Annotated in this window: 5 protein-coding genes and 1 pseudogene; 3 read left to right on the top strand and 3 right to left on the bottom strand. The window is 70.3% G+C overall.

From position 1 onward, the window contains the following. Positions 1 to 194: pseudogene (locus ACAM49_RS37930) on the top strand (hypothetical protein); the annotation flags it as partial. Positions 195 to 198: 4 nt separating this feature from the next. Here ACAM49_RS37930 and ACAM49_RS37935 read toward each other — a convergent pair. Continuing rightward, positions 199 to 678 carry an SRPBCC family protein gene (locus tag ACAM49_RS37935; protein WP_369640356.1) on the bottom strand — a complete coding sequence of 160 codons (480 nt, stop codon included), beginning with the start codon at positions 676 to 678 and terminating at the stop codon, positions 199 to 201. After that, complete coding sequence (locus tag ACAM49_RS37940; RefSeq protein WP_369640357.1) at positions 675 to 1,007, bottom strand: ArsR/SmtB family transcription factor; 333 nt, start codon at positions 1,005 to 1,007, stop codon at positions 675 to 677. The genes ACAM49_RS37935 and ACAM49_RS37940 overlap by 4 nt, the downstream gene beginning before the upstream one ends. 166 nt (positions 1,008 to 1,173) lie before the next feature. Between ACAM49_RS37940 and ACAM49_RS37945 the strand changes: the two genes are divergently transcribed. Continuing rightward, on the top strand, positions 1,174 to 4,206 hold the full coding sequence (locus ACAM49_RS37945) for a crotonase/enoyl-CoA hydratase family protein (RefSeq protein ID WP_369640358.1): 3,033 nt from the start codon (positions 1,174 to 1,176) through the stop codon (positions 4,204 to 4,206). Positions 4,207 to 4,244: 38 nt separating this feature from the next. Further along, positions 4,245 to 5,147, top strand: a complete 903-nt coding sequence (locus tag ACAM49_RS37950; RefSeq protein WP_369640359.1) for an alpha/beta fold hydrolase — start codon at positions 4,245 to 4,247, stop codon at positions 5,145 to 5,147. Here ACAM49_RS37950 and ACAM49_RS37955 read toward each other — a convergent pair. Continuing rightward, on the bottom strand, positions 5,148 to 6,518 hold a 1,371-nt coding region (locus ACAM49_RS37955; protein ID WP_369640360.1), incomplete at its 5' end, for a multicopper oxidase family protein. It abuts the gene before it with no gap.

Genomic DNA, 6,518 nt, shown 5'->3' on the forward strand with positions numbered 1-6,518 from the left:
CGGCGGGGGTGGCCCGCATCGAGGTGGCCACCGCCACCGCGGATGTGGGGAATCTGCGCTTCTATCAGCGCTGCGGGTTCCGGATGAGCCGGATCGTGCCGGAGGTGTTCACCGCGGCGGCCGGGTATCCGGAGGTGGTGGAGGTCGACGGGATCTGGATGCTGGATCAGGTGTGGTTCACGCGCACGCTGTGAGCGTTCAGGCGGCGACGGCTTTTCCGTAACTGTCGCGTAGGGCGGGCCAGCCGCCGGGCGAGCCGACGGCTTCGCGCATGGCTTCCCAGCCGGGGCCGTGGTTCTCGAATCCGGAGTGCACCAGGGTGACCTGGGTGTGGTGCTCGTCGAGGGCGGTGAAGGTGACATCGACGCGGCTGGTGCGGGCGGGATCGGATTCGGGTTTCCAGGACAGGTCGATGTCCCAGGAGAAGGCGAAGTGGGTGGGCGGATTCCACACCAGCACCCGGCCCCACGCGCATTCGGTGCCGTCGGTCTCGCGGCCGTAGAGGCGGCCGCCGACGTGGGGTTCGACGACGGCTTGCGCGAGGGTTCCGGCGCCGATGTGGTGTTCGCGCGGCCACCAGGAGTCCATGCCGGTGGTGAAGACGCGGTAGGCCTTGTCGATGGGGGCCTCGACGGTGAGTTGCACGGTGACGGCGTGGGAATCGATCTGCTGGGTCATGACTGCTCCTGGGGTTCGCCGGGATCGGGTGTGTTCAGTTCGTCGCGAAAGGCCGACAGCGCCGTCGACCAGAAGTGGGTGAAGTAGGCGCGCAGCGCGTCGATGCCGCCGGGGTCGAGGCGGTAGACGCGCCGGGTGCCGACCGCTTCGTCGCGGACCAGGCCGGCGGCCTTGAGCACCTTGAGGTGCTGGGAGACCGCGGGCCGCGACACCGGGAGCTCGTTGGCGAGTTCGCCGACCGCGCAGGGGCTTTGGCCGAGGCGTTCGAAGATGGCTCGCCGGGTCGGGTCGCCGAGGGCGTCGAGCGCGGCGCTTTGGTAAGTACCCACGAACCGTAAGTCTACGCTTACGCATCGCTCCGGGGGTAGGGGTGTGCTCGGATTCGGTTGCGGGTGGCGCGAAGTCGCGCGATTACGCCGATTCGGCTTCCCGTGCGCGGTGGGCGGCCGATACCGTGAGGGCGCGATGGTGTGACCCTCGATGAGGAGGTGGGCCGTGGATGTGCCGGGTTTCGAGCGTTTGCGTGCGGTGATGGAGCAGGGGCGCGAGCGGGGCGCGTCGGTGCGTAAACAGGTGCGCGCCGGTGGGCAGCTGCTCGACAGTGTGCGCCGGGATCCGCGGATCGTGCGGGAGCTGATCGCCGGATTCACCGGGCTCGGTGGCGAATCCGAGGCGGCCCCGGTCGAGCACGCGGTTCCGGCGGGCCTGGCCGCCTACCCGCGCACCGCGCACGCGCAGCTCGAGCTCGAGACCGGTGCGGCGGCGACGCTGGCGTATCTGGTGCAGTTGGGGCGGCTGCCGGAGTGGGTGGTGTTCCATGCGGGCTGGCGCGGGGACGCGCCGGGGACGGCCGCGTTGGGGGTGGAGTACACGCAGGTCGTGAAGTTCATGGGAATTCCGGCGGATGTGGCGTGGACGGTCACCGAGATCGGTGATCACGGGCTGGGGTTGCGCGGTGCCGGGCCGCAGGGGCTGGCGTTGGGGTTGTGGATCACGGTGGCGCCCAACGGGTCCGGGTCGATGGTGTATGTCGATGCCGGGTTGTCGGGGCAGCCGATCGAGGGACCGTTGGGGGCGACGGTGGCGCGGGCGCTGGGTGATTCGCTGCGGGATTCGCTGGCGCGGGTGCCCGCCGCGCTGGCCGCGACCCGCACCGGCGGTGCCAAGCCGGCGCCGAAGGCGGTGCGGCATCGGGCGTCGGGGGTGGTGTTGGCGCCGACGACGCCGGTGCTGATCGGGGTCGGGCAGGTCGTGGAGCGCACGCCGGGGGCGTCGTATGCCGATCCGTCGGCGTTGGCGGTGCGGGCGTTGCGGGCCGCGGCCGCCGATACCGGTGCCGGGGAGCGGTTGTTGAAGCGGGCCGATGCGGTGTTCGCGGTGGCGCCGACGTCGTGGCAGTACCGGGATCTGGGTGCGCTGGTGGCCGCGGCGGTGGGGGCCGGTGCGGTGGACACGGTGCAGTCGAGCCCGTTCGGCGGGGACGGCGGGCAGCTGGTGCTCAACGAGGCGGCCGCCGCGATCGCGGCCGGCGAGTACGACCTGGTGTTGGTGACCGGCGCCGAGGCCGGTGCGACGCAGGCGGCCGCCCAGCGTGCGGGGATCGAATTGGATTGGCCGGTACAGGATTCGAGCGTGTCGCCGACGCGGACGGTCGGTATCGACAAGCCTGCCAACAATGCGGCGGAGTCCGCGGCCGGGCTGCAGGCCCCGATCAACATGTACGCGCTGCTCGAGTCGGCCAACCGGCACCGGCTGGGTCGTACGCCCGCCGAGCATGCGGCGGCGGTGGCCGAGTTGTGGTCGCGGCTCTCGGCGGTGGCGGCGGGTAATCCGCATGCGTGGCAGCCGCAGGAGTTCTCGGCGGCGCAGATCGCGGCGGTGACCGACGCCAACCGGATGGTTTCGACGCCCTACACCAAGCTCGAATGCGCGAACCTGACCGTGGACATGGCCTCGGGGATCATCGTGGCCAGTGCGGCGGCCGCGGAGGCGGCCGGTGTGCCGCAGGACAAGTGGGTGTTCCTGCACGCGGGCGCCTCGGGCACCGATGAATGGTTCGTCAGCGAACGCGCCGAGCTGGCCGCGTCCCCGGCGATCGCGGCCCTGGGCGCGGCGGTGCTCGAGCATGCCGGTATCGGGGTCGAGGATCTGGCGCATGTGGATCTGTATGCGTGTTTCCCGGTCGCGGTGCAGATCGCGGCGCGCGAGCTGGGGCTGGCGGTCGATGATCCGAAGCGGCCGCTGTCGGTGACCGGGGGCCTGACCTTCGGTGGCGGGCCGGGCAACAACTACGGCGGTCATGCGGTGGCGAGCTTGGTGGGCCGGTTGCGTGCCGAACCCGAATCCTTCGGTCTGGCAACGTCGTTGGGCTGGTACCTGACCAAACACGCGTTGGGCGTCTACTCCGCGACTCCGCCGCGGCGCGGCTACCAGCATCTGACCCCGGTCATCGAGCATCCCCCGGCCCGCCCGGCCCGCAGCTCCTACACCGGTGCGGCGGTGGTGGAGGCCTATACCCTGCCCTACGGCCGTGAAGGCGCCCCGGAGGCGGCGATCGTGAGTGTGCTGACCCCCGAGGGTGAGCGAGTCCTGGTGCGCGCCACCGATCCTGCCCTGCTGGCCGCTCTCGACAAGGATGACTGGCTGGGGCTGCCGGTGACCGTCGACGGCGACACGATCACCCCCACCACACCACACGGCGCCGAATCGGCGCGGGAACCGTTGAGCACGACCGGGATCGGCCGGGTACCGTTGCCGCCACCGCCGCCCGCGCCGGTGCTGATCGAGCGCCGCGGCCACATCATGATCATCACGATCAATCGGCCGCAGGCACGCAATGCGATCAACCTGGCGACCGCGTTGGGACTCGAGCGTGCGATCGACGCCTACGAGGCCGATCCCAATGCGCGGATCGCGATCCTGACCGGGGCGGGTGGATATTTCAGTGCCGGAATGGATCTCAAGGCCGCCGCGCGCGGTGAGGTGCCGGTGACCGAGAAGCGCGGCATTCTCGGGATCGTGTCGGTGCCGCCGCGCAAACCGTTGATCGCGGCGGTGGAGGGTCCGGCGCTGGCGGGCGGGTGCGAGCTGGCGTTGGCAGCGGATCTGATCGTGGCCGCCTCGGATTCGATGTTCGGGATTCCGGAGGTCAAACGCGGCCTGGTGGCCGTCGGTGGTGGTGTGCTGCGCCTGTCGCAGCGACTACCGCGGGCCCTCGCCATGGAGTTGGCGTTGACCGGTGATCCGATCACCGCGGCCCGCGCCGCCGAGGTCGGGTTGATCAATCAGGTCGCCGAGCCGGGCAAGGCCCTCGAGGCCGCGCTGGTGCTGGCCGAGCGGATCGCGGTGAACGCGCCACTGAGTATCGATGCCAGCAAGCAGATCATCGAGCAGTCCCCGGATTGGTCGGTGGCCGAGGCGTTCGGCAAACAGGGCCAGGTCGCGGCCGCGGCATTGTCCTCGCAGGACGCCGGGGAAGGGATGCGGGCGTTCGTGGAGAAACGACCACCGGTGTGGCAGGGCCGCTGAGCCTCGAGCACGAAAAACGCGAGCACGAAAGAACGGTCATGACATCGGATCTCACCGAGTCCACCCTCACCCTGGTGCGGGACGGGCTCACCTTGTCGGCGCGCCGCTTCGGGCCGTCGGATGGCCCGCTGGTGATGCTGCTGCACGGTTTCCCGGATACCCCGCACACCTGGGACGGGCTGATCCCGGCTCTGGTCGAGTCGGGCTATCAGGTGCTGGCGCCCTGGCTGCGCGGCTACACCCCGGCCTCGGCGTCACGGTCGGCCCGCTATGACCTGATGGCGGTCAGTGCCGATATCGCCGCCTGGCATACCGAACTCGGTGCGCCACCAGCGCATCTGGTGGGGCATGACTGGGGTGCGTTCGTGGCGATGATCCTGGCCAAGCAGGAACCCGGGCGGTGGCGATCAATGACGCTGTTGGCGATTCCACCGTTCGGTGGTGGGGTCGCGGCGGGTATGTGGCGGTATCTGCCTCGCCAGCTGCTGCTCTCGTCGTATATCCCGGTGATGCAGTCGGGGTTCTCGCCGCGGCTGCTGGTGCGCCGTGATGCGGCGTTCGTGCGGGCGTTGTGGCGGCGGTGGTCGCCGGGGTGGGCGTTCAGCCAGGCCGAGTTCGCGCCCACGGCGGCGGTGTTCACCGATGCGACGATGGCGTGGGCGGCGACGCGGTATTACCGGTCGCTGTTCACGGTGGCGCACAAGGCGACCCGCGAGTTCAGCGACCTGTTGATGGCCGCACCCGCCCCGCTGCCGACGTTGGCGCTGGCCGGGTTGCGTGACGGCTGCATGTCCCCGGATCTGCAGCGGGTGCTGGCGCAGCATGCGAAGGTGCAGCACGCGCAGCTACCCGGGTGCGGGCATTTCCTGCAGGCCGAACGCCCGGATGCGGTGGCGGCGTTGCTGCTTCCGCACCTGCGCGCCGCCGACGCCGACCGCTGATCAGTGCCCGCCGTGTGCTCCGGAACCCATGCCGCCCATGGGCATCGGATCCTGCCCCCTGGGCATCGTGTGCTCGGCCATGGGTGCGGGGGTGAAGGTGGGTGCCTGGCCGGGGTCGAGGATGAGGAATTGACCCATCATGCCCGCGTCTTCGTGGTGGAGCAGGTGGCAGTGGTACATGTACGGGAACGCGGGGTCGGCGGGTCCGGTGAATCGCAGGGCGAGTTCGTAGGTGCGGCCGGGTTCGGTGTAGACGGTGTCCTTCCATCCGGCCAGGTGCGGCGGGGGTGGGGCGGCGTCGATGGCGCGGAGCTGGAATTGGACGTCGTGGATGTGGAAGTTGTGGGGCCAGTTCTCGAGGTTGCGGACCGACCAGATTTCGGTGGCGCCGGTGGGGACGGTCAGGTCGATGCGGTTCATGTCCATCTTCGCGCCGTTGATCATGAACCATTTGAGGTCGAAGGAGCGGGTGACCGGGAGGTCGGGGGCCAACGCGGCGATGGTGGCGAGGGCGGCGGGCAGCGCGGGTGCGGTGTCGGCGTTCGTGGTGGCGCGCAGGGTGAGCACGTCGAAGGTGTCGTCGAAGCCGAAGCGTTCGGGTCGGTCGATGCCGGTGCGGGTGGTGACCGGTAGCGCCCGCAGGGTCGCGGTGGATGCCGGGGTGAGGTCGACGAGGATTTCGGCGCGTTCGCCGGGGCTCAGTTGCAGGCGGGTCATCGCGACGGGTGCGGTGAGCAGGCCGCCGTCGGTGGCGATGAGCGCGAAGCTGCGGTCGTCGCCGAAGCCGAGGTTCAGGACACGGCTGGAGGAGCCGTTGAGCAGGCGCAGGCGGGCGCGGGTGGCGGGCAGGTCGTGGTGGGCGGCGGTGGCGCCGTTGACGATCAGGGTGTCGCCGAGCAGTCCGTAACTGCTGGAAGGTTTTTCGTCGAGTTGTCCGTCGGGGGTGAAGCGGCGGTCCTGGATGACGAGCGGGATGTCGTCGAGGCCGTAGCGGCGGGGCAGGTCGAGGCGGTCGCTGAGATCGTCGTCGAGGTAGAACAGGCCCGAAAGGCCGCGGTAGACGTGTTTTTCGGTGGCTCCGTGCGGGTGCGGGTGATACCAGAGGGTGGCGGCGGGCTGGTCGATGCGCCATTGCGGGGTCCAGGTGTCGGCGGGGGCGAGCATCTGGTGGGGGCCGCCGTCGCAGGCGGCGGGCACGTGCATGCCGTGCCAGTGCACGCTGGTCGCCTCGGGCAGGGTGTTGGTGACGGTCACCGACACGGTCTCCCCGCGCCGCGCCCGCAGGGTGGGTCCGAGGATCGATTCGTTGAATCCCCAGGTGGGCGTGGAGGTTCCGGGCCGGATCTCGGTGTGCCCGGCCTGTGCGGTGAG

Source organism: Nocardia sp. JMUB6875 (genome assembly GCF_041154655.1).
Lineage (GTDB): Bacteria > Actinomycetota > Actinomycetes > Mycobacteriales > Mycobacteriaceae > Nocardia.

Excerpts from the sequence above, each read along its gene's own strand:
- ACAM49_RS37935 (WP_369640356.1), bottom strand. The coding sequence starts at position 678 with ATGACCCAGCAGATCGATTCCCACGCCGTCACCGTGCAACTCACCGTC.
- ACAM49_RS37950 (WP_369640359.1), top strand. The coding sequence starts at position 4,245 with ATGACATCGGATCTCACCGAGTCCACCCTCACCCTGGTGCGGGACGGG.